This is a genomic window from Pantoea sp. (assembly GCF_028283705.1).
Lineage (GTDB): Bacteria > Pseudomonadota > Gammaproteobacteria > Enterobacterales > Enterobacteriaceae > Pantoea.
On record NZ_JAPWKD010000034.1, the window covers coordinates 335,538 to 360,025 of the forward strand.

Sequence of the window (24,488 nt, forward strand, 5' to 3'; positions counted from 1 at the left end):
CTGAAAAGGGCCTCAAGGTGAGGCCCTGAAAGTTTATTTTTCCGGCGGTGTGTAACCTTCAATGTGCACATCTTTGCCTTCAAACAGGAAATTCACCATCTCCTGTTCCAGCACTTTGCGGTCGCCCGGGTTCATCATGTTGAGCTTTTTCTCGTTGATCAGCATGGTTTGCTTCGACATCCATTGCTGCCAGGCTTCTTTCGAGATCTCGTTGTAGATGCGCTTACCCAGCTCGCCAGGATAAAGCTGAAAGTCCTGACCTTCAGCGTCACGTTGCAGATAAGTACAAAAAATGGTGCGGCTCATTACTCTTCCTCTTCGGTCACTCGCTTATGCAGTGCCAGTTGCTGGGGGTGTCGCAGTTCATGCAACAGGCGCTCGACCGGCGCAGCCAGACCCACTGACGGTGGTTGCGCTAAGTTATACCAGAGACCGCCTGCTTCATCCATCAGCGACCCGGACGAAGGCCATGCCAGCCACATAGGCACAATATCCAGATGGAAATGGCTGAAGGTGTGACGAAACGCGGTGAGCTGTTGCGGTCGGGCGTGGATGCCACGCTCTGCCAGCCAGTCGATCATTGCCTGCTCAGTGGTGAATTGCGGGAAACAGAACAGGCCGCCCCACAGGCCCACCGGTGGGCGCTGTTCCAGCCAGACATCGTCACCATGTTGCATCATCAGGAACCAGCCACTGCGTTCTGGCAGCGTTTGTTTCGGCTTTTTACCGGGATAGCTGGCCCAGCTGTTGTTAGCATAAGCGACGCAACCGCTATTTAGCGGGCAGATTTCACATTTGGGACGCGAGCGGGTACAGACTAACGCGCCAAGATCCATCATTGCCTGATTAAACTGGCTGACGCCCTGCGCAGGCGTAACCTCTTCACTCAGTTGCCACAGACGCTTCTCAACATCTTTTTTACCGGGCCAGCCCGCGACGGCGTAACAGCGTGCCAGCACGCGTTTTACGTTGCCATCGAGGATCGGGAAATGCTGGCCGAGCGATAAAGACAGGATGGCACCCGCGGTTGAACGCCCGACGCCAGGCAGCGCCGCTACGTCATCAAAATTACGCGGGAATTCGCCACCATGTTTATCCACCACTTGTTTTGCCGCTTTATGCAGATTGCGCGCGCGTGCATAGTAGCCAAGGCCGGTCCACAGGTGCAGCACCTCATCCAGCGGTGCGGCCGCCAAATCGGTTACGGTGGGAAAACGCGCCATAAAGCGTTCAAAATAAGGAATAACGGTGGCAACCTGAGTCTGCTGAAGCATTACTTCAGAGAGCCAGACTTTATAGGGCGTTTTCTCCTGCTGCCAGGGCAGGGTTTTGCGGCCAAAGCGCTGATACCAATCCAGCACCTGTTGCGCGAATTGCGGCGCTTGCATCATAAGAAGGCAATTTTCCATGGTTACTCTACAATCAGGCAGGAATTCCAGCACAGAGAGATCAGGGTGTAAACCGGAAGATTGCAAAGGCTTGCTTCTGCTATTGAACTTTGCATAATGCGCGTTTCCCTGAACAGGCTAATCAGCAGGCTTTGACATGATTAATGACGTCATCACCCCAGAATTTGATGAGAACGGACGGCCATTACGCCGTATCCGCAGTTTTGTGCGCCGCCAGGGGCGCTTAACCAAAGGACAGCAGCTGGCGCTCGATCAATACTGGCCGGAGATGGGCGTCGAGTATCAGCCGGAGCCGCTGGATTTGACCGGGCTCTTCGGACGCGAAGCACCCGTGGTACTGGAGATTGGCTTTGGTATGGGGGCATCGTTAGTCACGATGGCGAAAAATAACCCACACCAGAACTTTCTCGGTATTGAAGTGCATGCGCCGGGTGTCGGTGCCTGCCTGGGTTCAGCGAAAGAAGCGGGCGTGGAAAACCTGCGCGTGATGTGTCACGACGCGGTGGAAGTGCTGGAGAAGATGATCCCGGATAATTCGCTGCGCATGGTGCAGCTGTTCTTCCCGGATCCCTGGCATAAAGTGCGTCACAACAAGCGTCGTATCGTCCAGGTGCCGTTTGCCGAACTGGTGATGCGTAAGCTGAAGCTGGGGGGCGTTTTCCATATGGCAACCGACTGGGAAGCCTATGCACAGCACATGCTGGAAGTGATGAGCAGCATTGATGGTTATCACAACCAGTCAGCCAGTCATGATTACGTGCCGCGTCCGGAAACGCGTCCGTTAACTAAATTTGAGCAACGCGGGCAGCGACTGGGCCATGGCGTTTGGGATCTGATGTTTGAGAGGGTGAAATAATGGCCACACAGCGCAGTCGTCGTTTACGTAAGAAGTTGCATATTGATGAGTTTCAGGAACTGGGTTTCTCCGTCGCCTGGCGTTTTGCTGAAGGCACCAGCGAGGAGCAGATTGATAGCACGCTGGATGCGTTTATCAACGAAGCGATCGACCCGAATGGTCTGGCCTACGATGGCAGCGGCTACCTGGTATGGGAAGGGCTGGTATGCCTGCAACAGACCGGCAAATGCACCGATGAACATCGTGAGCTGGTTCGCAAATGGTTACAGGATCGTGGCCTGGCAGATGTGCAGGTGACTGAACTCTTTGATGTGTGGTGGGACTAATAATCACATAAACGGTGCTCATCGGCACATCCTGTAACGGCGCAATGTATCGTGCCGTTACGGTTCACCCAGGGATGCAGGAGATTTCATGGTTCATAAAGCGCTTCTCGCCGCGTTGTTGCTGGCGGCGACTCAGGCCCAGGCTGCGTATGAATGCAGCGTTAAGCCACAAGATGATGTGATTATTAAGCCGCAGAGCGTGCAGGTGGTGGGAGAAAACGGCAACCTCGAAATCTCGCCGCAGGGTGATGTGCAGTTCAATGGGCAGAAAGTGAGTGTCGATAACGCCACGCGCCAGAAAGCCATCAACTATCAAAACGCCCTGCGTCGCGATTTGCCGTGGATTGACCAGGGTGCCAGCTCGCGTCTGGAGAGAAGCCGGGTGGCATTGGACCAGGTTATCGTCGAAAAACTCGGCCCGAACAGCAACGTACGTAACCGCCTCACCACCCTTGATGGTCAGCTGAAGCAGCAGATGAATCGTATTATCGAACATCGCAGCGATGGTCTGACGTTCCATCATCAGGCAATTGATCAGGTGCGCGCCGATGGCGAAAAATTAGTCCAGAGCACCATGGGTGGCATCCTGCAGGACAGCCTGAATGAGATGGGCAGCCAGCAGGCAGGCAGCGGCAATAACCCGTTGCAGGCTTTAGTCGGTAATCTCGGCGGCTTACAGCAGTCGATTCAAACCGAATGGAACAAGCAGGAGAAGGATTTTCAGAATTTTGGTCATGAGGTGTGTAATCGCGTGACCGACCTGGAAGGGCAGCGTAAAGGCCTGGTGCAGGGAATTAAAGGTTAAAAAAAGGGGCTGATTTCAGCCCCTGATTATTTTTATTCGTTGTTCGCTTCTTTAGCCACCGTCTTATTGCTGGCGGCAAAGTTATAAATAACCAGCAGAGCAAAAATCCCGGTAATCACCATGGTAATGGTGCCTTTGTCCATATATCTGGCCATATTACCGAGGAGAATCCCTGTCACACCAAAATCCGTATCTGAGAAGGTGGTATTGGTTAAGCCCAGTGCACCCAGTACCGGTAATAACGCAACCGGCAGGAAGGTAATCAGCACACCATGGGCAAATGCACCCAGCATCGCACCCCGCTTGCCGCCTGTGGCGTTACCAAATACCCCGGCAGTAGCCCCGCAGAAAAAGTGTGGTACAACGCCCGGCAGAATTAATACCCATTTCAACTGGCCAAGGATAAATAATCCGACCAGGCCACCGACAAAGCTGGAGATAAAACCAACCAGCACTGCATTCGGCGCATAGGGAAAAACAATCGGGCAATCAAGTGCCGGACGGGCATTGGGCACCAGCTTTTCCGAAAATCCGGTAAACGCCGGTACAATCTCTGCCAGAATTAACCGCACACCCTGCAGAATAATAAATACACCGGCAGCGAAGGTAATGGCCTGTACGAATGAATAGACCAGGTAGTTCTGACCATGGCTGAAATGACTTTCCACATAGTCTTTGCCAGCAGAAGCAGACAAAATAAAGTAGATAATCATCATGGTCAGAGAAATCGAGATGGTGCTGTCGCGCAAAAAACTCAGGTTTTTCGGCATGTTCATCTCTTCGGTGGATTTTGATCCTTTACCGACCAGAGAACCAATCCAGCCTGACAGCACATAACCAACCGTACCGGTATGCGCCAGGGCTACCTGATCATGACCCACAATTTTACGCATATGCGGCTGGGCCAGCGCCGGGAAAAACGCCATCAGCATTCCGAGGGCGAGAGAACCGGTGTAAATAAGCTGCACACCCTCAAAACCGGCGACTGACAGAATAATTGCCACCATACAGGCCATATAAAAAGTAACATGGCCGGAAAGGTAGATATATTTCAGGCGGGTAAAACGGGCAACCACAATATTCGCCACCATGCCAAAAGCCATGATCAGCGTGGTCGGTGCACCGTATTTTTCCAGCGCAATCGAGACCATGGCCTCGTTGTTTGGAATAATACCCTGTACATCAAAGGCCTGCTTGAAGATGTCACCCAGCGGAGTCAGTGAACCGACCAGCACCGACGCACCACCTGCCAGCACTAAAAAGCCCAGAATAGTTTTTACCGTACCTTTAATCACATCCGGGAACGGCTTTCTTTGTGCGACGAGACCAAATAACGCCACTAATCCTACCAGGATTGAGGGCACTTTCAGCACGTCAACAACGACCAATAAAAGGTTTTGGATAAACATAATAACCTCAGCGGTAAGCGTTCTGTTTTATAGTCGTGATCATTCAGGTTGCATATTCCCTGGCTGCAACCTGAATGATTTAGGGTAGAAAAGTTTGAGTCAGGGTTTATTAAAATATTCGCGAATTTTCTGCTCAAGCTCTTTAATGTCAATGATGTTGTTGATGATAATAACCTTGCCTTCAGGAAGATTGGCACTGTAGGCAATGTCTTTACCCATGACAAAAACATCCGCAACGTCGGGGGTTACTGAACCCAGGTCGGAATGTTCAACTTCCGCAGTGATGTCGATGGCTTTCAGCACTTTTTTAATGTTCATCTCCATCATAAAGCTGCTTCCCAGCCCTGAACCGCAAACCGCCATAATTTTCATTTCACACCTCTTGGTTTCTATTCTGAAATATATTCGTCATGCTTGTTTAATTAACAATGTTGTCTGCCAGCAACACCGCACGCAATTCTTCTTTACTGCGGGAGTTGAAGAATTGATTCATCTTGTCTTCATCTGAAAGGACTTCTGCCAGCTCTGAAATCATTTCAATATGACTATTACTATCTGCGGCTGAGAACAAAAAAATAGCATCAACCGGATCGTTTTCATCAGCATCAAATTTGACGGGCGTCGCCAGTTTGACGATGGATAACCCGAGTTTATTCGCTCCCTGCTCTGGACGAGCATGCGGCATGGCTATCCGCGGGGCGATAACAAAGTAGGGGCCAATGTCCTCTTTTTGCTGAATGATGACATCAATGTATTGCTGAGAAATGGCACCTTCCTCCAGCAGCGGACGTCCTGCTACCTGAATGGCCTCTTTCCAGTCAGAGACGTTTTCCCGGTACTGGATCTTCTCATCATTCAGCCACTTTGACAGATTCGACATATCGTTTTCCTGCATTAAATACGTGTTCAGTGATTACTTCAGTAAGCTACGGGCGGATTCAAGTACGTTTTCTACCGTAAAGCCGAAATGTTTGAAAAGTACGTTTGCCGGAGCGGACTCACCGAAAGATTTCATACCGATCACTTTGCCATCCAGACCGGTGTAGCGCTGCCAGAATCCCTCAATACTGGCTTCAACTGCCAGGCGTTTACGTACGTCGTGCGGCAGTACCGATTCTTTATATTGCGCATCCTGCTGATCAAAACGTTCGGTGCAGGGGATAGACACCACCCGTACCTTGCGACCTTCCTGTAACAGAACTTTTGCGGCAGCGACCACCAGCTCGATTTCTGAACCGGATGAAATCAGCAACAGCTCGGGTTTGTCCTCGCAATCAAGCAGCACATATCCGCCGCGCGAAATATCAGCCAGTTGTGCCGCAGAGCGCGGTTGCTGCTCAAGCGGTTGCCGGGTCAGAATTAACGCACTGGGTCCGTTTTTACGTTCAATCGCCTGACGCCATGCCACTGCCACTTCGACCTGATCGCAACCGCGCCAGGTTTCCATATTGGGGGTCAGTCGCAGCGAGGCTAATTGTTCAACCGGTTGATGGGTAGGGCCATCTTCACCGAGGCCGATGGTGTCATGGCTATACACGAATACCGAACGGATATTCATGAGTGCCGCCATACGCACCGCATTGCGGGCGTATTCCATAAACATCAGGAAGGTGCCGCCGTAGGGGATGAAGCCGCCATGCAGGGCCAGGCCATTCATAATGGCGGACATGCCGAACTCGCGCACGCCGTAGGAAATGTAATTGCCCGCCGGATTTTCAGCGCTGAAATCGACGGATTGCTGCTGTCTGGTCAGATTCGACGGTGACAGGTCTGCCGAGCCGCCCAGCATTTCCGGCAATAAATCGGCGAAATGATTCAGGCACTTCTGGCTGACCTGACGGGTTGCCAGGCTGGCTGGCGTTGCCTGTAACGCCGCGATGTAGTTATCCATATCCTCAGCCCAGTTGGCTGGTAGTTCACCCTGCATACGGCGGGTGAATTCATCAGCGAGCTGCGGCCATTGCTGTTGATAAGCGGCAAACAGCTGATCCCACGCTTGTTGATTTTTTGCCCCTTGTTCGCGGGCATCCCAGGCCTGGTAGATCGAATCGGGAATTTCAAATGGCGCGTAAGGCCAGTTCAGTGTTTCACGCACCAGCGCGACTTCTGCGGTGCCAAGGGCGGAACCATGACAATCGTGGCTATTGGCTTTATTCGGTGAGCCAAAGCCGATGATGGTTTTGCAACATAACAGGCTGGGTTTGTCAGTGACCGCTTTGGCCTCGCGTACCGCCGCATCGACAGCAGCGGCATTATGCCCATCGACACCTTCAATCACATGCCAGCCGTAAGCGCGGAAACGTGCGGCGGTATCTTCGGAGAACCAGCCTTCGACATGACCATCAATGGAGATACCGTTGTCATCCCAGATGGCGATCAGTTTACCGAGTTGCAGGGTGCCCGCCAGGCCGCAGGCCTCATGGGAAATCCCTTCCATCAGGCAACCGTCACCCAAAAACAGCCAGGTATAATGATCGACAACGGCAAAATCAGGTTTATTGAACTGAGCCGCCAGTGCTTTCTCGGCAATCGCCATGCCGACTGCATTCGCCACACCCTGACCGAGTGGCCCGGTGGTGGTCTCTACCCCTGGGGTATAACCATATTCAGGATGTCCTGGGGTGCGGGAATGTAGCTGACGAAACTGGCGGATGTCCTCAATCGACAGATCATAGCCAGTCAGATGCAGCAGGGAATAAAGCAGCATCGAGCCATGTCCGTTGGACTGAACATAACGGTCGCGATTGAACCACTGAGGATTTTTGGGGTTGTGGCGTAAATGGTGACGCCAGACAACTTCGGCAATATCCGCCATTCCCATCGGGGCACCAGGATGCCCTGAATTGGCCTTCTGGATCGCATCAATGCTGAGAAATCGAATCGCGTTTGCTAACTCTCTATTTACCATGAACTGATCTCGCTTTAGCTCCGTTTTATGCAGTAACCCGGACGCTTTACTGTTGGCCGTTAACGCTTCTGTGGCAAAAGGTGTCCAGTCATTTATCCCTGAAACCTGATGGTTACTGCACCTGGTGTTGTGCGCGTAATGTTTTCTGTTTTTGTTGTTGCAGAACTATTTTTTTAATAAAAAATAATATTAATCATATAGTTATATTTTGTTCTTAAGTTTTTCATCAACACAACGGTGTTGGTTTTCAGGTATAGACATGTTTAATGTGTCTAGTCATCTTGATAATGCACATGGACGTGTATAGATACAATATGTAAGATTGAAATCTGGCTGGACACCCTGAGATTGAGTGCAAATTCGTTAACTCGATCACATCCTGATGCGGTCAGACTGGCACTTAGAAAATAAACTCAGGCATACATGTGCACTCATGGCTCACGGAGCCAGAGCCTACTCTTATCGGGAACAACGTTGATGGTCGATGGCATTACTGAGAAGCAGAAAGAGGTTGTCGATTACATCCTCCGCAAGATTAAAGATGAAGGGCTTCTGCCTGGCGATAAACTCGATACCGAAATTGCGATCGCGAAAAACATCGGCATTACCCGTGCCACTGTGCGGGAAGCAACCCGTATTCTGATTGAGCAGCAGCGCATTTACCGGGTGAAAGGGTCTGGCCTTTTCGTGGGGTCTATTGGGAAAAGTAATCATTCTGGCCGCTTTCACGCCCTGTCACCTTTTGATTATCAGGCGCAGAAAAAGGGTTATAAAGGGATCAGAAAAGTCATTACCGCCAGCATCATCAAAGTGCCATCAGCGGATATGGCGCAGGCACTGCGCATTAAAAACAGCGACCAGGTGTACAAAATTGTTCGTCTGATGTGTTTTGATGATATTCCTGTCGCACTGGAACAGTGCCATCTGCCGGTAAGTATGTTTAGCAGCATGGAGTTCAGCAAGCTGGAAATATCTAAATACTCGTATATTGAACAAATTACGGGCAAGAAGGTTCAGCGCAGGGACCAACATTTAAACGCAATTAACCTGACCAATCCGGAGCAGATTAATCTTCTGCAATTAAAAGAAAATGATGCAGTGCTGGAGATAGCGGAAACCGTCTATCTGGATGATGGTTCACCCTGTGAAGTGAATATTGCATTAATCAATACGCATCTGCTGCAATTAAGACAGAATACTGAGCGGAATTAATAAAATGGCCCGGAATTATCCGGGCTATTTTTATTCTTCGGCTAAGAACAACTCTAGCAGCGAATTAAGGAACAACTTGCCTTTTTCCGTAATCTGCCACTGTTGCTCCGTTTCAACCACGTATCCGGCCGCAATGGCTGCATCAATCTGCGGACGGATGATCGCCTCATCCAGCCCGGTATAGCGACGGAAGTCAGCACGCGGCGCTGCTTCCAGCAGACGGAAACGGTTCATAAAGAACTCGAAAGGTTTATCCGCATCCGCAACCTGATACTGCTTATCCAGATAATTGCCCTTCATAAAGCCACGTGGATGGCGGGTTTTCACCGTACGCAGGATACTGCCATCCGGTTGCGTCAGCTTGCCGTGAGCGCCACAACCAATGCCGAGGTAATCACCAAAGCGCCAGTAATTGAGGTTGTGCTCGCAACGGTAGCCAGGTTTCGCATAGGCGGAGGTTTCATATTGCTGATAACCGGCCGCCGTCAGCAGCTGATGGCCTTGTTCGAAGATATCCCACAGCGCGTCATCATCCGGCAGCACCGGGGGACGCGAACCAAACAGCGTATTTGGCTCGATAGTCAGCTGATACCACGACAGATGCGGCGGATTAAGCGCAATCGCCTGGCGTAAATCGTCGAGCGCTTCCTCCAGCGACTGATCGGGCAGGCCATGCATCAAATCGAGGTTAAAGCTGCGCAGGCCAAGCCCGGCGGCGAGATGGGCGGCGCGTTTCGCTTCTTCCGGGCCATGAATACGACCCAGACGCTCCAGCTTCTGCGGGCTGAAACTCTGCACCCCAATCGAAATACGGTTGATTCCGGCCCGCTGGTAGCCGCTGAAACGATCGGCTTCGACCGTGCCGGGATTGGCTTCCATAGTGATTTCTGCGTCTGCTGCCAGCGGCAGCCGCGCACGCACGCCATCCATCAGCATCTGCATGGCATTGCTGCTCAGCAGACTGGGGGTGCCACCACCAATAAAAATGGTGCGAACTTCGCGTCCGCTGGTGAGCGGCAAATCCTGCTCCAGATCGTTCAGCAGGTGCTGCACATACTCGATGTGCGGCACCTCGCCTTTCAATGCATGAGAGTTGAAATCACAGTAGGGGCACTTCTGTACACACCACGGAATGTGGATGTAAAGGCTTAACGGCGGTAAATCAGGCATTGCGCATCGCATCCAGTAACAGCGTCAATGCTTTGCCACGGTGAGAAACGGCGCGCTTTTCATCTTTACTCAGCTCCGCAGCCGTTTTGCCCAGTTCAGGGACATAGAAAATCGGATCGTAGCCAAAACCACCCTGGCCTGCTGCGGCACGGGTGATTTCGCCTGCCCAGCTGCCATGAAACACCAGCGGCGTAGGATCCGCGGCATGGCGTACATACACCAGCACGCAATGGAACTGGGCCTGACGCTCGCCATCCGCGACGTTTTCCAGTGCGACCAGCAGCTTCTCAAGATTCTGTTGATCGCTGGCTTCCAGGCCCGCGTAGCGCGCGGAGTAGATGCCCGGAGCACCGCCGAGGGCATCTACCGCCAGACCGGAGTCATCCGCAATCGCGGGCAGGCCGGTGATTTGGGCAGCATGGCGTGCTTTCAGGATAGCGTTTTCGATAAAAGTCAGACCGGTTTCTTCCGCTGACTCCACGCCCAGCTCGGTTTGTGCCACGATATCGAGGCCAAAGGCCGACAGCAGGTCGGCCAGTTCACGAACTTTGCCCGGATTACCGGTGGCGAGAACAACTTTTTGCATAACAGTTCCAGATTAACGAATTACAGCAGGTACCAGAGACCCGGGAACAGGTCCATACCGAGGAAATTCAGCGCATACAGCACCAGAATCACAATCATGGCAGAAAAATCGATGCCGCCCATCGCTGGCAGAATGCGACGAATCGGTGCCATCAGCGGTTCGGTCAGTTGAATCAATACATAATCAATCGGACCACGGCCCTGGCTGATCCAGCTCATCAGCGAACGGATGATGATCACCCAGAACACCAGATAACCGGCAGACTTCAGCAACGACAGCAATCCGACCAACAGGTTGGTGGGATCGACTGAGAACACGCCGACCTGAATTAACAGCAGAATCGGGTATTTCAGGGTGGTCAGCACAAACGCCAGCAGCAGCGACGCGGTATCAATCGGCCCTAAAGCAGGCAGCACGCGGCGCAGCGGTTTGATGATCGGCTGGGTAATCTTCACGACAAACTGCGACAGCGGATTATAGAAGTCACAGCGTGACCACTGCATCCAGATACGCAGCAGTAATACCATCACGTACAGGTCGATCAGCGTTTTGACTAAAAACGTCATTGTTAACATGAGGTTCCTCAATTATTGTTGTGAAGTGCGCGCATAATCCCGCGCGCCAAATACGGCGGTGCCGATGCGCACCATGGTACTGCCTGCGGCGATGGCCGCTTCCATGTCGTCGCTCATTCCCAGAGAAAGCGTATCGACGCCAGGGTAATCCTGTTGCAAGGCACGAAACGCAGCAGCCATCTGCTGACATACTGCCAGTTGGCGATCGTAATCCTGCTCGGGGGCTGGAATCGCCATCAGACCGCGTAAACGCAGCTGCGGTAAAGCTGCGATCTCCTGCGCCAGCGTTGGCAGCGCATCCAGCATGATGCCAGATTTGCTGTTCTCGTCACTGATATTTACCTGAATTAACACATTAAGCGGCGGCAAATGTGCCGGGCGCTGGTCATTCAGACGCTGCGCGATGCGCAGTCGATCGACGGTGTGGCACCAGGCAAAATGCTCCGCCACCAGACGGCTCTTATTCGACTGCAACGGCCCGATGAAGTGCCATTGCAGATCAGGATGTGCGGCCAGCGCGGTGACTTTTTCAACCCCTTCCTGCACGTAATTTTCGCCGAATGCCCGTTGTCCGGCTGCTATCGCTTCTGCAACTGCGCTCACAGGTTTGGTTTTACTCACTGCAAGCAGCGTGATTTCTTCTGGCGCGCGTCCGCAACGCGCAGCGGCAGCGGCGATACGCTCGCGCACTTGCTGTAAGTTGTGCTCAATGGAAGTCATAGTCAGGAGAATTTCTATGGATTTGGATAAAGTTGTGGCCCTTAGTGTAAAGCATAACGCCGCCGATCTGCACCTTTGCAGCGGACATTTGCCACACTGGCGGCGTCAGGGCGTGCTGGAACCCATCCCCGAACAGGCTGTGCTGGCTCCTCTCTGGCTGGAAACCTTTATCACCCAGTGGCTGGATAGCACGCAGCAGGCTCTGCTTAATGAGGAAGGCCATATGGATTTCGCCATCACGCTGGCAAGTGGAGTGCGGCTACGCGCCAATCTGTTCCTGCAACGGCAGGGGTTATCGCTGGCGTTGCGTCTGATTGCCAGCCAGGTTCCCGAGCTTGCCAGCCTGCATTTACCGCCGGTGGTTGAACAGTTGTTGCAGCTGGATGAGGGGCTGATATTAATTACCGGGGCCACTGGCAGCGGCAAATCCACTACCCTGGCGGCGCTGGTAGATAGCCTGAATCGCCATCAGGCGCGCCATATTCTGACGCTGGAAGATCCCATCGAGTTTGTCCACCACAGCCAGCGTTCGCTGATTCAGCAGCGGGAGGTGGGGGCGCACTGCGCCTCGTTTCGTCAGGGATTAAAAGCGGCGCTGCGTGAAGACCCGGATGTGATTCTGCTGGGTGAGCTGCGCGATAGCGAAACCATTCGGCTGGCATTAACGGCAGCCGAAACCGGCCATCTGGTGCTGGCGACACTGCACACGCGTGGGGCGACCCAGGCGGTGGACCGGCTGGTGGATGTGTTCCCTGCCGAGGAGAAGAACCTGGTACGCAGCCAGCTGGCGGGTAGCCTGAAAGCGGTGCTGGCGCAACGGCTGGTTGCGGCGAAAAACGGGGGGCGGATTGGCTTATTTGAAGTGCTGGTGGCGACCACGGCAGTGGCTAATCTGATTCGCGAGGGCAAAATGCATCAGCTGCCGGGCGTGCTGCAAACCGGCGCTCAGGCCGGGATGCAAACCTTTGCCCAGAGTGAGCAGGCACGGCGACAACAGGGGGTAATCTGATGGATCAGTGATTGTCGAACCAATCCTCAAGGATGATCACCGCCGATTGCGCATCAACCCGTCCTTTTTGCAGGGCGCGGTAGCCGCCACGCTCGAACAAACCGGCGCGCGCTTCAACGGTGCTGAGGCGTTCATCCTGCAACTCGACGCGCACGCCAAACCGACCATGCAGACGATTGGCAAATTTACGGGCGCGCGCCGTCAGTTCCTGTTCGGTGCCATCCATATTTAACGGCAGCCCAACTACCACGTAATCGGGCTGCCACTCTTTCAGCAGACGCTCGATCTGATTCCAGTCCGGCGTACCGTCCTGTGCTTTTAACGCGGTCAGCGCGCGTGCGGTTCCCGTCAGCTGTTGGCCGACGGCTACACCGATGCTTTTGGTGCCGAAATCAAAGCCCAGCAGTGTTTCACTGGCCATCAGGCGTGCCCTGCATCGTTGGTCATATTATGGATATCCACGCCCAGGCATTTAGCGGCTTCACGCCAGCGCTCCGCGATCGGTGTCTGGAACAGGATATTGGTGGAAGCTGGCGTCGTCAGCCACGCATTTTCCAGCAATTCGTTTTCCAGCTGATCCTTCTCCCAGGCACAGTAACCCAGCGCTACCAGCACGTTCTCCGGCTGGGAGGTGCTGCCAATGGCTTCCAGCACATCTCGTGAAGTGGTAATCACGGTGGTGTCGGAGATGCGGATGCTGGATGAATAGATGCGCTGAGCAGAGTGCAGAATAAAGCCGCGGTCCTCCGCCAGCGGGCCGCCAGCGAATACCGGTTTATCCAGCCTGATGGCCGGATCGCGATCTGATGGGCTGATTTTGAGCTTTTTAAGGATGCCTTCAACCGTCAGATTATCCATTGGCTTGTTGATGATTAAGCCCATGGCACCGTCTTCGTTATGCTCGCAAATGTAGACCACCGAGCGTTTGAAGAAGGGATCCTGTAGGGATGGCATCGCAATCAAAAAATGATGCTGTAAATTCATTCTCACTCGTATACCAAAAATAACCGGCATTGCCGCAGCAATACCGGTATTGGGTGGTTCATGGAGCACAGGCTCCGGCGGCATCCTTAGCCCAGACGTTTCTCAATTGCATCCATCAGCATACCGGTGATGGAGATTGGGAAGGCGGCTTCAATTTCACGCACGCAGGTCGGGCTGGTTACGTTCACTTCAGTCAGTTTATCACCGATGATATCGAGACCGACAAAAATCAACCCTTTTGCTTTCAGCGTGGGGCCAACACGACGGGCAATTTCCCAGTCGCTGTCGCTCAGCGGGCGTGCTTCGCCACGTCCACCTGCCGCGAGGTTACCACGGGTTTCGCCACCCTGCGGGATGCGCGCCAGACAGTACGGGACGGGTTCACCATCCACGACCAGTACACGTTTATCACCGTCTTTAATCGCTGGCAGGTAATTTTGTGCCATGCAGAAGTTCTGGCCGTGGTTGGTCAGGGTTTCGGTGATCACGCCAAAGTTAGGATCATCCTGCTTCACGCGGAAGATCGATGCGCCGCCCATGCCGTCCAGCGGTTTCAGGATCACATCACCGTGTTCCTGCCAGAACGCGCGCAGTTTCTCTTTGCTGCGGGTGACCAGGGTGTCCGGGGTTAAATCAGCAAACCAGGCGGTGTACAGTTTTTCGTTACAGTCGCGCAGGCTCTGCGGTTTGTTAACGATCAGCGTGCCTTGTTCTTCCGCGCGTTCCAGCAGATAGGTGGCGTAGATGAACTCGGTATCAAACGGCGGATCTTTGCGCATCAGCACCACGTTGAGATCGGCCAGTTTGATCTCCTGCTCGCTGCCAAATTCGTACCATTTGTCGTAGTTTTGTTCCACGCTGAGCAGGCGCGTGCGCGCATAAGTGACGCCGCCGCGCAGGGAGAGATCGTTCATCTCCATGTAGTGAATTTCGTAACCACGGCGCTGTGCTTCCAGCAACATGGCGAAGCTGGTGTCTTTTTTAATGTTGATGGACGAAATCGGGTCCATAACGATGCCAAGCTTAATCATTATTCTCTCCTCAAAGGGGGAATCAGCTACCCCTGCCTAGTCTGTAACCCGCAAGTATCCCTTAACCGAGGTCACCAAACCTCACCTGAAGTGCCGTAATGGCGGTGAGAGCGGTGGTTTCGGTGCGCAGCACGCGTGGTCCCAGCAGAATATCGGTAAAACCATGCTGCGACGTCATGCTAATTTCGTCTGTTGACAGGCCACCTTCCGGGCCAATCAGCAGACGGATGCGTTCCACCGGCAACGGCAGCGTGTTGATACTGTGGCTGGCGCGCGGGTACAAATTAAGTTTTAGACCGTCATCCGCTTCAGCGCACCACGCCTCCAGCGTCATCGCTGCCCGAATTTCCGGCACACGATTACGGCCGCACTGCTCACAGGCGGCAATTGCGATTTTCTGCCATTGCTGAATTTTCTTCGCCAGACGCTCTGCATCCAGCTTTACGCCGCAGCGTTCAGAAAACAAGGGCGTAATGACGTTGACGCCAAGCTCGATCGATTTCTGAATAGTGAATTCCATCTTTTCACCACGCGACATCACCTGGCCGAGATGCAGGTGCAGCGGTGATTCGCGATCGTCCAGTTGGCTGGTAAGAACTCTTACTTGTACACGCTTTTTATCGGCCTGGGTGATTTCGCCAGCAAAAGTCAGATTACTGCCATCAAACAGCTCAAGGCGCTGGCCGGTGCTCATGCGCAGCACACGCCCGACGTGGTTGGCGGCGTCTTCGTCGAGGAAAATCTCACTGTCCACAGTCAGTGATTCGGGGTGAAAAATGCGAGGTATACGCATTGGGTTCCTGCCAGCGTTAATGCCGTGCCTCAGGCACGGCCCAATCGGAAAACCGATAGTTTAGGGTAGCGCTTTTAGCGCTGGCAAGCCTGAAGCACATAAGGATTATGATTACCCTGGACTTTGGCAATGCGGTTATCGCGTTCGCACTCCCACGGCGTTACCGGATATTGCTTATCCCAGGCAGTAAACAGCTGAGTTTGCTGGCGTGACAGACTCAGGTGATATTGATCGCGCATATAGAAGTAGGTGCGGGCAATCGCGCCACGGGCACGTTCCGGCGGCTGCGCCAGCTTCTGTTTGAAATCAATCTTCATGCTGCACTGACCATAAGGTTGATCACCACCGTTCCACTGGCTGTACTGAAAATTGCCACGGTCGCCGTTCACTTCACCAATCGCCGGTTGCAGGTTATGCAGATCGCTCTCAATCCGGCGGTAGTCGGCATCTTTGCTGCAATTCTTACGGCCGCCGTTCTGCCAACATTGACGCTGATGGCCGAACTCCCAGGCTGGCATCACATGTTCCCATTCAATGCGCTCTGCACGATTGGCATTTTTACGCACGCTATAACCGCAGCTGCTCAGGTCTGGCACGCCTTTTTTGCCGTGCCAGTTAATTTTGCAACCACAGTAGAAACTGCCGGGGGCATCGGCATTGATATAGGCCGCGTATTCTTTGGCTTGCTGGAAGTTGTTCTGATGATAATTGTTGAGGTTAAGGCTATACGCGCTGAGCGGCGCGACTAACAAGGTCAGGGCGATAATAATTTTGCGAGACATATTCCAAAAATTAACCGGGTGCGAAAAAAGGCGGCAGGTTAGCAGAATGCTGGCGGGGGTGAAATGGGATAATCGGACTAACTTGCTGAAAATTCACCGGGTTGCAGCAAAGTGCCGCAATGGACGCAGCGATATTCACTTTCGCCGCGCAGCACACGATTGTGGCGACGCACGGTTAGCTGATGTTGCTGGCAACCGCAGCGGTAGGGGAAAGTCTGGCTGCGCACGGAGTCGATTTCAAACTGGTGGGTGCGACGTGCCGCAACGCCCAGCACGTTTTCCATCATCCATTTCCACTCTTTGCCGTGTGGTGCAACGCGACCGAAGGTTTTCCACACCAGCAGATGTGCCAGTTCGTGTGGCACCACTTCATCGATAAATGCCTGCTGATTTTCCAGCAGCAATACCGGGTTGAGGCGAATTTCCCACTTTTCCAGCCAGGCGGTTCCCGCCGCAGTGCCGCGTTGCTGATAGATCAGTTTGGGTTCGGGATAGCTGCGTTCCAGCCGCTCGTTAGCCAGTTGCAGGAACTGGCGCAGTGAGCGCATCACGGCTTGTTGGATAGCGATAGGCAGGCGGGGTGTTTTCATGTCGGCCAGCATAAGATGTTGCGCCAGGGAACTCAACCGTTGCGGGGCGGGCAATAAAAAAGGGCTGCCAGCTGGCAGCCCTTGTGCGTTATATCTCGATCACTGCTGACCGATTTCGCGCAGCTTTTTGCCCGACAGCAGGTTACGTTCGATGTGCTCCAGTGAGACGTTTTTGGTCTCCGGAATCAGCACCAGTGTCAGCAGGATAAAGAACACGTTCAGTCCCGCGTAAACCCAGAAGGTCGGTGCGTTGCCCAGCGAGTTCAGCATCGTCAGGAAGGTTGCGCCGACAATCATGTTGGCAATCCAGTTGGTGGCGGTTGAGACGGTGATACCAAAGTCACGACCTTTCAGCGGCTGGATTTCAGAGCACAGTACCCAAATCAGCGGGCCGGCACTCATGGCAAAACCAACGATAAACATCAGCAGCATAGCAACCGCAAAGTATTGCGCACCTTCGGAGTGAATACCCACGTGCAACATGGAACCGAGGATACCCATACCTGCCGCCATCACCAGGAAGCCCAGTACCAGCGTCGGTTTACGACCCCAGCGATCCACCAGGCCGATAGCGATAAAGGTTGCCAGCACGTTCACCAGGCCGACAATCACCGTGCCCCACATTTGCTGCGTGGTGTTGGCAAAACCAGCGATTTCAAAGATTTTCGGCGCATAGTACATGATGACGTTCATGCCGGTGAACTGCTGCATCACCTGCAACAGCACGCCGAGGAACACTGCGCGACGGAAGTTGCTATTGCTCTGGAACAGCTGCCAGCCTGACTGCTTGATCTTCAGGCTTTCACGGATTTCATCCAGCTCACGTTTCGCCTGCTCGCTGGTGTCACGCAGACGATCCAGTACGCGCTGTGCATCGCGGAAGTTACCTTTTGCCGCCAGCCAGCGTGGGCTGTTTGGCAGGAACACCACACCGACCAGCAGCAGAATCGCCGGAATGGTGATCACACCCAGCATCCAGCGCCATGCGCCAGCATCACTGAACGCGGTATCAGACAGGTAAGCCGCCAGAATACCGATGGTGATCATCAGCTGATACAGAGAAATCATACTGCCACGGATTTTTTCCGGTGCGATTTCAGAGAGATACAACGGCGCTGTGTAAGACGCAACACCCACCGCCAGACCCAGAACTACACGGGCGGCAATCAGCATTTCCGGGTTCGGTGCCATAGATGACCACAGCGAACCGATAACGAACAGGATGGCACCGGCCATCAGGCTCTTTTTACGACCCAGTTGCGAAGACATCCAGCCACTACCAATGGCACCTACTGCGGCACCAAACATCATGGAACTGACGATCCACTCCTGTTGGTGAGCAGTCACGTTAAAATCTTTTGCGATAAAGGGCAGGGCACCCGCGATGACACCGATATCGAGACCGAACAGCAGGCCGGCCAGAGCCGCGAGAAAGCAGACAAATAAGGTCATTGCCTTATTTGAGGTTCTGCTTTTATGAGTATTGCCAGGCATATTGCCTCCAAATTTATCCATCGTTGTTTTTATCAATGTTAAGGAACCTGCTTCCGGGAAAAAGTGAGGGCGATCACATGAATGTAATCGGTTACACACACTGAAACCCTGTAATTCAGCATTTTTCGCCCGAAATGGTTCAGTAACCAGTAAGGTATAGCACCCGTTAAGTTTCTGACATCATTCTAAATATCGGCTATCAGACGACGCTGAAAATAACGCATTTTTACTGGAATGACTACGCTGCAAAATTCCTAAATCACAGATATTTAAAGCGTTTCAAAATGTAATCGTTAACATTTTGTTGTAAACAGGATGCAGTAAGCGTAGCAGGTGAGGGACGAGCGACAGAAATGAATCAGGGAGGCCAAAGGCCTCCCTGATTTTTCACTGATGGGCTAAAACTTACAGGCCGGCAGCTTCACGCAGCTGTGCAGCTTTGTCGGTTTTTTCCCACGGGAAGTGTTCGCGACCAAAGTGACCGTAAGCAGCAGTCTCTTTGTAGATCGGCTGCAGCAGATCCATCATCTGAATCAGGCCGTAAGGACGCAGATCGAAGAACTCGCGTACCAGCAGGGTCAGCTGTTCGGTTGCCACTTTCTCGGTACCGAAGGTTTCCACCATGATGGAGGTTGGTTCGGCCACGCCAATCGCGTAGGAAACCTGAATCTCACAACGGTCAGCCAGACCGGCTGCAACGATGTTTTTCGCCACATAGCGTGCAGCGTAAGCTGCAGAACGGTCAACTTTTGATGGATCTTTACCGGAGAATGCACCGCCACCGTGACGAGCCATGCCGCCGTAGGTATCAACGATGATTTTACGACCGGTCAGACCGCAGTCACCCATCGGGCCACCGATAACGAAACGGCCAGTCGGGTTGATATGGTATTTGGTGCTGGCGTTGATCCACTCAGTCGGCAGAACCGGCTTGATGATCTCTTCCATTACGGCTTCACGCAGGTCTGCCTGAGAAATATCTTCAGCATGCTGAGTTGACAGGACTACAGCGTCAATACCGACAATCTTGCCGCCATCGTACTGGAAAGTGATCTGGCTTTTCGCGTCCGGACGCAGCCACGGCAGGGTGCCATTTTTACGCACTTCAGCCTGACGCTGCACCAGACGGTGCGCGTAGGTTACCGGCGCAGGCATCAGCACATCAGTTTCGTTGGTGGCGTAGCCAAACATCAGGCCCTGGTCACCGGCTCCCTGCTCCAGCGGATCGGTACGATCAACGCCCTGGTTGATGTCAGGGGACTGTTTACCGATGGCGCTCAGTACCGCACAGGAATTGGCATCAAAACCCATATCGGAATGAACATAGCCGATTTCACGAACGGTATTACGGGTGATCTCTTCGATATCAACCCATGCGCTGGTGGTGATTTCACCGCCAACCAGCACCATACCGGTTTTCACGTATGTTTCGCAGGCCACGCGTGCTTTCGGATCCTGTTCAAGGATGGCGTCCAACACGGCGTCAGAAATTTGGTCAGCGATTTTATCAGGATGTCCTTCTGATACGGACTCAGACGTAAAAAGGTGTTTAGCCATTCTGTTCTTTACCTTACAAATGGTTTGAATTCGACTGCGTAGCGTAAGCAAGGCCAGCCTGGAAGTTAATTAACCAGTATAGATGGATGAGCATCTGGATGGCTATTCTAGGTTACTCACTGAGCGAATTACCAGCCCTTTTTCTGTTTCCGCATTTTACGCAACAGCAGAACTGGCAAATTTTCCTGACACGGATGCCTGCTACTCACAGGGTATCGGCAGGTTACATGAAAGCTTTTGCAATTTTACGCGTCAGGCTGTATAAATCGCCGCTGCTGTCGACCACAGCCCAAAAGGATGACGCCGCCGTGCGTCGCGCTCGTCAGATATGTCGATATCTGGCTTTCACCCAGGCCGTTTACCGCATGTTTTCCCCATGCGTTGGAGGTGATTAAAGTAATGAACCCATCTTTCTCTTTATACGGTTCACTGCGTTCAGCGTGCGCGCTGGCCATCCTTCCCATTTCCATTTCTGTTTTACTCTCCAGTCGAAGTTTTGTTCGTTGCGGTAATTATCCCGACACGAGCGCCGGCTAAACTGTCCCCACAATTCTGTCGATGTTTTTCACGCGCCCACAGCGCTGGAAATATCAGGCTATTTCTGGCCCGGTTGCACGCATCCCGGCCCGGTGTTTTACACTTACCAGGAGCACCTGATGAGGGAGTCTGCGCAGGATGGGGCATTTTTTTCCGACGTAACAATGACAAAAATCGGCAACTGTTTCTTATTCCAACGGAAAATTGAGGTTCGCGATGTCTGACGACATGAAGAATATCAAGGGTTCGTCAGCAGGCGAACAGGGTGTACTCCGCTCCATGCAGGAGGTGGCGATGAACGACCAGGAAGCGAGCAGAATGCTGCGCACCTACAATATTGCCTGGTGGGGCAATAACTATTATGACGTGAACGAACTGGGTCACATCAGCGTGTGCCCGGATCCGGACATGCCGGAAGTTCGTGTCGATCTCGCTAAGCTGGTGAAAGAACGTGAAGCGGATGGTCAGCGTCTGCCTGCGTTATTCTGCTTCCCGCAGATTCTGCAACATCGCCTGCGTTCGATTAACGGTGCCTTTAAACGCGCGCGTGAATCTTATGGCTATAAAGGTGATTACTTCCTGGTTTATCCGATCAAGGTTAACCAGCACAAACGTGTGATCGAATCGCTGGTTAACTCCGGCGAGCCGCTGGGCCTGGAAGCGGGTTCCAAAGCGGAGCTGATGGCGGTACTGGCACACGCCGGTAAGACGCGTACGGTTATCGTCTGTAACGGCTATAAAGATCGCGAATATATTCGCCTGGCGCTGATTGGTGAGAAGCTCGGTCATAAAGTTTACCTGGTACTCGAAAAGATGACCGAGGTGCGACTGGTGCTGGAAGAAGCCGAACGTCTCAATGTGGTGCCGCGTCTGGGTATCCGCGCGCGCCTGGCGTCACAGGGTTCCGGTAAATGGCAGTCGAGCGGTGGTGAGAAATCTAAGTTTGGTCTGGCGGCTTCGCAGGTATTGCAGCTGGTTGAGATCATGCGTAAGGCCGGCCGTATCGACAGCCTGCAACTGCTGCATTTCCATCTTGGTTCACAGATGGCCAACATTCGCGATATCGCCACCGGTGTGCGCGAATCGGCACGCTTCTATGTCGAACTGGCGAAGCTGGGCGTCAACATTAAATGTTTCGATGTGGGTGGCGGTCTCGGGGTGGATTACGAAGGGACGCGCTCGCAGTCGGATTGTTCGGTTAACTATGGCCTGAATGAATACGCCAATAACGTGATCTGGGCGATTGGTGATGCCTGTGAAGAAAATGGCCTGGAGCATCCGACGGTGATTACCGAATCCGGTCGTGCGGTGACTGCGCACCATACGGTGCTGGTTTCCAACATTATTGGGGTCGAACGTAACGAATTCAGCACGCCGGTCGCGCCGGATGTTGATGCACCGCGTCCAATCCAAAGTATGTGGGATACCTGGCAGGAGATGCACGAACCTAACGTGCGTCGTTCGCTGCGTGAGTGGCTGCATGACAGCCAGATGGACCTGTTCGACATCCACACCGGTTATTCTTCGGGTACTTATGATCTGCGCCAGCGCGCCTGGGCCGAGCAGTTGTATCTCAGCATCTGTCATTATATTCAGCAGCATCTCGATCCGAGCAATCGTGCACATCGCCCGATTATCGATGAGTTGCAGGAGCGTATGGCAGACAAGATTTATGTCAACTTCTCACTGTTCCAGTCGATGCCGGATGCATGGGGTATCGATCAGCTGTTCCCGGTACTGCCGCTGGAAGGGCTGAACAAAATGCCGCAGCGCCGTGCGGTGTTGCTCGATATCACCTGTGACTCCGATGGCACCATCGATCACTATGTCGACGGTGATGGCATAGCCACCACCATGCCGATGCCGGAATACGATATCGACAACCCGCCAATGCTGGGCTTCTTTATGGTTGGGGCCTATCAGGAAATCCTGGGCAACATGCATAACCTGTTTGGTGATACAGAAGCCGTGGATGTGTTTGCCTTCCCGGATGGCAGTGTCGAAGTTCAGCTGTCAGATGAAGGTGATACCGTCGCCGATATGCTGCAATATGTTCAGCTGAACCCGGCTGAACTGATGACGTTGTTCCGCAATCAGGTGAAGCAGACCGATATCGACGAAGAACTGCGTGCGCAGTTCCTTGAAGAGTTCGAAAGCGGGCTGTATGGCTATACCTATCTTGAAGACGAATAATTAATCATCTCTTTACCGAGCCACCCCCGTGGCTCGGTTTATTTTCTGCTCCGTTATTATCTCCGCTGTCATCCATCTTATTCAATTTGCGATCGTGGTCACCGTGTTAATAAACGAGATGATCAACAGGCAAGAATAAACCCTAGCTTAATAGCTATCTTATTCATTTATTTAAAAAAGCGAGGCCGCTACCTGCATGCCTTGCACGGTTATCATTACTATCAGTATGGCTACTCTCTGTTACTAAACAGCTTTACTGTTATGTTTTATTTTTATGCATAATAAAAATTTGATCATTGGTCACACAATAATTACTCTACGTTACCTTTTTTATTTCTGGAGCTTTTAGGAAACATATGATCGCAGGTTCAATTATGGTTTTTTGATATCAGATGAGTTTTTTCTGATTTATTTTATTTTTTTATTTTAAAAATCAATATATTAATTTGATTTTATCTTGTCGTGATGATTGGGGTGGGTACTTTGATCTAAGACTTATCTGAAACTTTGATCACGATTCAAACAGTACCAAAAGTAAATCAATTTGAGATTTCTATTAAACGAAGCGGATGATTAGGCCTTGCCTATTTCTCAAACTGTAAGTTATACGTTAACCTTCAGTAAGGGAGTTAAGTTTTAGCGATGTTTTTCTTGCTGTTTACATGAGGGATTCTGACATTTAGATCCTGTTGGATCGTGGTGAAAGGGAGCGTTGGTGGGCATGCAACAGCAATACGTCTTCATATTGGAACCGGTATACGGTTTATCAGGCAAGCTGATTGCCTGGGAATTGCTGACGCGTTTTGCCGATGATGCCGATATTAACCATGAGCGTAACTCAGCCAGAGCCCCTGTTTTTTTCAGCCACTTATCGGTGGATGAGAAATGGCAGATATTCCTGTTGCAGATTGAACACCTTGAAAAACTTTATCGCGAAGGTTTCCAGCAGATCATTAGCGTAAACATTAACAGGGATATTGTAACCTGCATCTTCACTGATGAGGGCATCCAGCAAAAACTGGCGCTATTACCCTTTTTTCGCTTCGAAATATCGGCCTTTTTCATTGCCCGTTATACGCGTGCAGATCTGTTGATTTTAAAAGGTTTGGCGAAATTAGCCCCTTTATGGCTCGATGATTTTGGTCCGGGATATTCCAATCTAACCATGATGAGTAGCGGAATATTTGAATGCGTCAAGATCGACAAGGCTTTTTTCTGGAAATATGGCGAAAATCACATATTTGACATTCTGTTAGGCCATCTCAACGATTTATGCAGTGGCGTCATTGTTGAGGGGGTAGAAACTCAACGCCATGTTGAACTACTGGCAAATAAAGCTATATACGGCATGCAGGGATACCTCTGGAATGGCGTTTATCTTGATGATTTTATTGATAAGTCATGGAGAGGTTCTGGTTCGGAAAACCTTTCTGGAAAACAGATATGCCAAAAAAAGAGTTTAAGGAGTTTCATGTAGTTCGCATTTTGCCAATCAATAAAAAAGACATTTTCCCCGTTGTCATTTTAAGAAATAAAACGTCC

General features: G+C 52.2%; 26 protein-coding genes. 8 read left to right on the forward strand and 18 right to left on the reverse strand.

Going from position 1 to position 24,488, the window contains the following annotated elements; genetic code table 11:
- Positions 1 to 33 precede the first annotated feature (33 nt).
- A complete protein-coding gene (locus PW844_RS28395; RefSeq protein ID WP_299459904.1) occupies positions 34 to 306 on the reverse strand; it encodes an oxidative damage protection protein in 273 nt (90 codons plus the stop codon).
- Positions 306 to 1,391 carry an A/G-specific adenine glycosylase gene (mutY, locus tag PW844_RS28400; protein ID WP_299459907.1) on the reverse strand — a complete coding sequence of 362 codons (1,086 nt, stop codon included), beginning with the start codon at positions 1,389 to 1,391 and terminating at the stop codon, positions 306 to 308. The genes PW844_RS28395 and mutY overlap by 1 nt, the downstream gene beginning before the upstream one ends.
- Before the next feature lie 154 nt (positions 1,392 to 1,545).
- Between mutY and trmB the strand changes: the two genes are divergently transcribed.
- The 3 genes from trmB (at position 1,546) to PW844_RS28415 (ending at position 3,396) form a co-directional block, all read left to right on the forward strand.
- Positions 1,546 to 2,265: a tRNA (guanosine(46)-N7)-methyltransferase TrmB gene (gene trmB / locus PW844_RS28405; RefSeq protein ID WP_299459910.1), complete on the forward strand. Its 720-nt coding sequence runs from the start codon at positions 1,546 to 1,548 to the stop codon at positions 2,263 to 2,265.
- Positions 2,265 to 2,591, forward strand: coding sequence for a YggL family protein (locus tag PW844_RS28410; RefSeq protein WP_299459913.1), 327 nt, complete (start codon positions 2,265 to 2,267; stop codon positions 2,589 to 2,591). The genes trmB and PW844_RS28410 overlap by 1 nt, the downstream gene beginning before the upstream one ends.
- Before the next feature lie 88 nt (positions 2,592 to 2,679).
- The gene (locus tag PW844_RS28415) at positions 2,680 to 3,396 is read left to right on the forward strand and encodes a DUF2884 domain-containing protein (RefSeq protein WP_299459916.1); all 717 of its coding nucleotides are present in this window, start codon (positions 2,680 to 2,682) and stop codon (positions 3,394 to 3,396) included.
- Positions 3,397 to 3,428: 32 nt separating this feature from the next.
- Here the strand turns inward: PW844_RS28415 and PW844_RS28420 are convergent, their stop codons facing one another.
- The 4 genes from PW844_RS28420 to tkt all read right to left on the reverse strand — a co-directional run bounded on the left by PW844_RS28420 (position 3,429) and on the right by tkt (position 7,713).
- On the reverse strand, positions 3,429 to 4,805 hold the full coding sequence (locus PW844_RS28420; RefSeq protein WP_299459919.1) for a PTS ascorbate transporter subunit IIC: 1,377 nt from the start codon (positions 4,803 to 4,805) through the stop codon (positions 3,429 to 3,431).
- Between the two features lie 99 nt (positions 4,806 to 4,904).
- Complete coding sequence (locus tag PW844_RS28425) at positions 4,905 to 5,177, reverse strand: PTS sugar transporter subunit IIB (RefSeq protein ID WP_299459922.1); 273 nt, start codon at positions 5,175 to 5,177, stop codon at positions 4,905 to 4,907.
- A 46-nt stretch (positions 5,178 to 5,223) separates the two neighbouring features.
- Positions 5,224 to 5,685, reverse strand: coding sequence for a PTS sugar transporter subunit IIA (locus PW844_RS28430; protein ID WP_299460482.1), 462 nt, complete (start codon positions 5,683 to 5,685; stop codon positions 5,224 to 5,226).
- Positions 5,686 to 5,718: 33 nt separating this feature from the next.
- Complete coding sequence (tkt, locus tag PW844_RS28435) at positions 5,719 to 7,713, reverse strand: transketolase (RefSeq protein ID WP_299459925.1); 1,995 nt, start codon at positions 7,711 to 7,713, stop codon at positions 5,719 to 5,721.
- 477 nt (positions 7,714 to 8,190) lie between these two features.
- Here tkt and PW844_RS28440 point away from each other — a divergent pair, with 477 nt between their 5' ends.
- A complete protein-coding gene (locus tag PW844_RS28440) occupies positions 8,191 to 8,925 on the forward strand; it encodes a GntR family transcriptional regulator (RefSeq protein WP_299459927.1) in 735 nt (244 codons plus the stop codon).
- A gap of 30 nt (positions 8,926 to 8,955) precedes the next feature.
- On the opposite strand, the gene hemW is transcribed toward PW844_RS28440, so the two are convergent.
- From hemW to PW844_RS28460, 4 genes are read right to left on the reverse strand one after another with little or no spacing between them, the layout of a single operon-like run.
- Entirely contained in the window at positions 8,956 to 10,095 is a 1,140-nt protein-coding gene (gene hemW, locus PW844_RS28445) for a radical SAM family heme chaperone HemW (RefSeq protein WP_299459930.1), read from the reverse strand.
- Positions 10,088 to 10,681, reverse strand: a complete 594-nt coding sequence (locus tag PW844_RS28450; RefSeq protein WP_208716385.1) for an XTP/dITP diphosphatase — start codon at positions 10,679 to 10,681, stop codon at positions 10,088 to 10,090. Before PW844_RS28450 ends, hemW begins: the two co-directional genes overlap by 8 nt.
- Before the next feature lie 20 nt (positions 10,682 to 10,701).
- The gene (locus PW844_RS28455; RefSeq protein WP_021186199.1) at positions 10,702 to 11,256 is read right to left on the reverse strand and encodes a YggT family protein; all 555 of its coding nucleotides are present in this window, start codon (positions 11,254 to 11,256) and stop codon (positions 10,702 to 10,704) included.
- A 12-nt stretch (positions 11,257 to 11,268) separates the two neighbouring features.
- Entirely contained in the window at positions 11,269 to 11,976 is a 708-nt protein-coding gene (locus PW844_RS28460; protein ID WP_084876594.1) for a YggS family pyridoxal phosphate-dependent enzyme, read from the reverse strand.
- Positions 11,977 to 11,992: 16 nt separating this feature from the next.
- On the opposite strand from PW844_RS28460, the gene PW844_RS28465 reads away from it, so the two are divergent.
- The gene (locus PW844_RS28465; protein WP_299459944.1) at positions 11,993 to 12,985 is read left to right on the forward strand and encodes a type IV pilus twitching motility protein PilT; all 993 of its coding nucleotides are present in this window, start codon (positions 11,993 to 11,995) and stop codon (positions 12,983 to 12,985) included.
- 4 nt (positions 12,986 to 12,989) lie between these two features.
- Here PW844_RS28465 and ruvX read toward each other — a convergent pair whose 3' ends face one another.
- From ruvX to metK, 8 genes are all read right to left on the reverse strand, one after another.
- Positions 12,990 to 13,406, reverse strand: a complete 417-nt coding sequence (gene ruvX / locus PW844_RS28470; protein WP_084876592.1) for a Holliday junction resolvase RuvX — start codon at positions 13,404 to 13,406, stop codon at positions 12,990 to 12,992.
- Positions 13,406 to 13,969: a YqgE/AlgH family protein gene (locus tag PW844_RS28475; protein ID WP_084878574.1), complete on the reverse strand. Its 564-nt coding sequence runs from the start codon at positions 13,967 to 13,969 to the stop codon at positions 13,406 to 13,408. The genes ruvX and PW844_RS28475 overlap by 1 nt, the downstream gene beginning before the upstream one ends.
- Before the next feature lie 86 nt (positions 13,970 to 14,055).
- On the reverse strand, positions 14,056 to 15,000 hold the full coding sequence (gshB, locus tag PW844_RS28480; protein ID WP_013510368.1) for a glutathione synthase: 945 nt from the start codon (positions 14,998 to 15,000) through the stop codon (positions 14,056 to 14,058).
- A 61-nt stretch (positions 15,001 to 15,061) separates the two neighbouring features.
- Entirely contained in the window at positions 15,062 to 15,793 is a 732-nt protein-coding gene (rsmE, locus tag PW844_RS28485) for a 16S rRNA (uracil(1498)-N(3))-methyltransferase (RefSeq protein WP_299459950.1), read from the reverse strand.
- A gap of 74 nt (positions 15,794 to 15,867) precedes the next feature.
- Positions 15,868 to 16,575 carry a deoxyribonuclease I gene (endA, locus tag PW844_RS28490; protein WP_299459953.1) on the reverse strand — a complete coding sequence of 236 codons (708 nt, stop codon included), beginning with the start codon at positions 16,573 to 16,575 and terminating at the stop codon, positions 15,868 to 15,870.
- Positions 16,576 to 16,652: 77 nt separating this feature from the next.
- The gene (locus tag PW844_RS28495; RefSeq protein ID WP_299459956.1) at positions 16,653 to 17,165 is read right to left on the reverse strand and encodes a SprT family zinc-dependent metalloprotease; all 513 of its coding nucleotides are present in this window, start codon (positions 17,163 to 17,165) and stop codon (positions 16,653 to 16,655) included.
- 99 nt (positions 17,166 to 17,264) lie between these two features.
- Positions 17,265 to 18,659 carry a sugar porter family MFS transporter gene (locus PW844_RS28500; RefSeq protein WP_299459958.1) on the reverse strand — a complete coding sequence of 465 codons (1,395 nt, stop codon included), beginning with the start codon at positions 18,657 to 18,659 and terminating at the stop codon, positions 17,265 to 17,267.
- A gap of 405 nt (positions 18,660 to 19,064) precedes the next feature.
- Positions 19,065 to 20,216 (reverse strand): methionine adenosyltransferase, encoded by a 1,152-nt coding sequence (gene metK / locus PW844_RS28505; protein WP_084876587.1) that lies wholly within the window; start codon positions 20,214 to 20,216, stop codon positions 19,065 to 19,067.
- A gap of 98 nt (positions 20,217 to 20,314) precedes the next feature.
- Between metK and PW844_RS28510 the strand changes: the two genes are divergently transcribed.
- The 3 genes from PW844_RS28510 (at position 20,315) to PW844_RS28520 (ending at position 24,423) form a co-directional block, all read left to right on the forward strand.
- Positions 20,315 to 20,611, forward strand: a complete 297-nt coding sequence (locus tag PW844_RS28510; protein WP_299459963.1) for a hypothetical protein — start codon at positions 20,315 to 20,317, stop codon at positions 20,609 to 20,611.
- 358 nt (positions 20,612 to 20,969) lie between these two features.
- Positions 20,970 to 22,946 (forward strand): biosynthetic arginine decarboxylase, encoded by a 1,977-nt coding sequence (gene speA / locus PW844_RS28515; protein WP_299459966.1) that lies wholly within the window; start codon positions 20,970 to 20,972, stop codon positions 22,944 to 22,946.
- Between the two features lie 721 nt (positions 22,947 to 23,667).
- Positions 23,668 to 24,423 (forward strand): EAL domain-containing protein, encoded by a 756-nt coding sequence (locus PW844_RS28520; protein WP_299460487.1) that lies wholly within the window; start codon positions 23,668 to 23,670, stop codon positions 24,421 to 24,423.
- Positions 24,424 to 24,488 lie beyond the last annotated feature (65 nt).

Excerpts from the sequence above, each read along its gene's own strand:
- PW844_RS28395 (WP_299459904.1), bottom strand. The coding sequence starts at position 306 with ATGAGCCGCACCATTTTTTGTACTTATCTGCAACGTGACGCTGAAGGT.
- mutY (WP_299459907.1), bottom strand. The coding sequence starts at position 1,391 with ATGATGCAAGCGCCGCAATTCGCGCAACAGGTGCTGGATTGGTATCAG.
- trmB (WP_299459910.1), top strand. The coding sequence starts at position 1,546 with ATGATTAATGACGTCATCACCCCAGAATTTGATGAGAACGGACGGCCA.
- PW844_RS28410 (WP_299459913.1), top strand. The coding sequence starts at position 2,265 with ATGGCCACACAGCGCAGTCGTCGTTTACGTAAGAAGTTGCATATTGAT.
- PW844_RS28415 (WP_299459916.1), top strand. The coding sequence starts at position 2,680 with ATGGTTCATAAAGCGCTTCTCGCCGCGTTGTTGCTGGCGGCGACTCAG.
- PW844_RS28420 (WP_299459919.1), bottom strand. The coding sequence starts at position 4,805 with ATGTTTATCCAAAACCTTTTATTGGTCGTTGTTGACGTGCTGAAAGTG.
- PW844_RS28425 (WP_299459922.1), bottom strand. The coding sequence starts at position 5,177 with ATGAAAATTATGGCGGTTTGCGGTTCAGGGCTGGGAAGCAGCTTTATG.
- PW844_RS28430 (WP_299460482.1), bottom strand. The coding sequence starts at position 5,685 with ATGTCGAATCTGTCAAAGTGGCTGAATGATGAGAAGATCCAGTACCGG.
- tkt (WP_299459925.1), bottom strand. The coding sequence starts at position 7,713 with ATGGTAAATAGAGAGTTAGCAAACGCGATTCGATTTCTCAGCATTGAT.
- PW844_RS28440 (WP_299459927.1), top strand. The coding sequence starts at position 8,191 with ATGGTCGATGGCATTACTGAGAAGCAGAAAGAGGTTGTCGATTACATC.
- hemW (WP_299459930.1), bottom strand. The coding sequence starts at position 10,095 with ATGCCTGATTTACCGCCGTTAAGCCTTTACATCCACATTCCGTGGTGT.
- PW844_RS28450 (WP_208716385.1), bottom strand. The coding sequence starts at position 10,681 with ATGCAAAAAGTTGTTCTCGCCACCGGTAATCCGGGCAAAGTTCGTGAA.
- PW844_RS28455 (WP_021186199.1), bottom strand. The coding sequence starts at position 11,256 with ATGTTAACAATGACGTTTTTAGTCAAAACGCTGATCGACCTGTACGTG.
- PW844_RS28460 (WP_084876594.1), bottom strand. The coding sequence starts at position 11,976 with ATGACTTCCATTGAGCACAACTTACAGCAAGTGCGCGAGCGTATCGCC.
- PW844_RS28465 (WP_299459944.1), top strand. The coding sequence starts at position 11,993 with ATGGATTTGGATAAAGTTGTGGCCCTTAGTGTAAAGCATAACGCCGCC.
- ruvX (WP_084876592.1), bottom strand. The coding sequence starts at position 13,406 with ATGGCCAGTGAAACACTGCTGGGCTTTGATTTCGGCACCAAAAGCATC.
- PW844_RS28475 (WP_084878574.1), bottom strand. The coding sequence starts at position 13,969 with ATGAATTTACAGCATCATTTTTTGATTGCGATGCCATCCCTACAGGAT.
- gshB (WP_013510368.1), bottom strand. The coding sequence starts at position 15,000 with ATGATTAAGCTTGGCATCGTTATGGACCCGATTTCGTCCATCAACATT.
- rsmE (WP_299459950.1), bottom strand. The coding sequence starts at position 15,793 with ATGCGTATACCTCGCATTTTTCACCCCGAATCACTGACTGTGGACAGT.
- endA (WP_299459953.1), bottom strand. The coding sequence starts at position 16,575 with ATGTCTCGCAAAATTATTATCGCCCTGACCTTGTTAGTCGCGCCGCTC.
- PW844_RS28495 (WP_299459956.1), bottom strand. The coding sequence starts at position 17,165 with ATGAAAACACCCCGCCTGCCTATCGCTATCCAACAAGCCGTGATGCGC.
- PW844_RS28500 (WP_299459958.1), bottom strand. The coding sequence starts at position 18,659 with ATGCCTGGCAATACTCATAAAAGCAGAACCTCAAATAAGGCAATGACC.
- metK (WP_084876587.1), bottom strand. The coding sequence starts at position 20,216 with ATGGCTAAACACCTTTTTACGTCTGAGTCCGTATCAGAAGGACATCCT.
- PW844_RS28510 (WP_299459963.1), top strand. The coding sequence starts at position 20,315 with ATGGCTATTCTAGGTTACTCACTGAGCGAATTACCAGCCCTTTTTCTG.
- speA (WP_299459966.1), top strand. The coding sequence starts at position 20,970 with ATGTCTGACGACATGAAGAATATCAAGGGTTCGTCAGCAGGCGAACAG.
- PW844_RS28520 (WP_299460487.1), top strand. The coding sequence starts at position 23,668 with ATGCAACAGCAATACGTCTTCATATTGGAACCGGTATACGGTTTATCA.